This is a genomic window from Komagataeibacter kakiaceti JCM 25156, assembly GCF_000613305.1.
In genome coordinates, this window is record NZ_BAIO01000730.1 from 1 (window position 1) to 905 (window position 905).

Genomic DNA, 905 nt, shown 5'->3' on the forward strand with positions numbered 1-905 from the left:
CGGTATGGCAGGCGGAAGGCAATGGCGCGCGTGTGTGCTTGATGACGGCGCGGTGCCCGCGCCGGGACAGGCCTGCGTGATGTACGTGGGCAGCAGGGTCATGGGGGGTGGCTTTATCCGCCGGTCCGAAAGCGAAGGGAAAGTCGCATCATGAGTGATGGTATTCTGGTCATTGGCACGCGCCGGTATTCATCCTGGTCGCTGCGTGGCTGGCTGGCGGTGCGTCTGGCCGGGCTGGATGTGCGCGAACAGATGATCCCGCTATCCGATAACGGGCAGACCGCGGCCATCCGCACCATCTCCCCCAATGGCAAGGTGCCCTATCTCGAACATCGCGGCATCGCGGTGTGGGAGAGCCTCGCCATCTGCGAATACTGCGCCGAACAGGCGGCCGGGCTATGGCCCGCCGATCCGCGCCAGCGCGCCTATGCCCGCAGCATCTCGGCCGAGATGCATGCCGGTTTCCGCGCCCTGCGTCAGGCCATGCCCATGAATACGGGGCGCGACAATACCCCGCTCGCCGCTGGCACCACGCAGGACATCGACGCGAGATTTCGCGCATCGACGGTATCTGGACGGAAGCCCGGCTGGACTTCGGCGCGGGGGGACCGTTCCTGTTCGGCGCGACGTTTGGCCTGGCCGATGTCATGTTCGCGCCCATCGTCTCGCGCTTCCTGTCCTATGCGGTCAGTCCGTCGCCGGAATCACAGGCGTACATGACCGCCGTGCGGGCCCATCCGCTGGTTGATGAGTGGTACCAGAAAGCCGCCCAGGAACCCAAGGAATGGCGGCAGGCCCGGTTTGAGGATATTGCCTGACGCCACGCCCGCCCCCATGGGGCGCGTGGCGGTGGTGCTCCCCCCGCGGGAGGGGTTCGCCACCGGGGCCGTGGGGGCCATCGGCCT

1 protein-coding gene and 1 pseudogene are annotated in these 905 nt (G+C 67.1%); both read left to right on the plus strand.

Annotation, left to right across the window (positions count from 1 at the left end; genetic code table 11):
* Positions 1–154, plus strand: a 154-nt coding sequence (locus tag JCM25156_RS32490) for an aminomethyltransferase beta-barrel domain-containing protein (protein ID WP_322786193.1), incomplete at its 5' end; no start/stop codon positions are given.
* Positions 151–818: pseudogene (locus tag JCM25156_RS26130) on the plus strand (glutathione S-transferase family protein). The gene JCM25156_RS32490 and the pseudogene JCM25156_RS26130, both read left to right, overlap by 4 nt.
* The last annotated feature ends 87 nt before the right edge of the window (positions 819–905 follow it).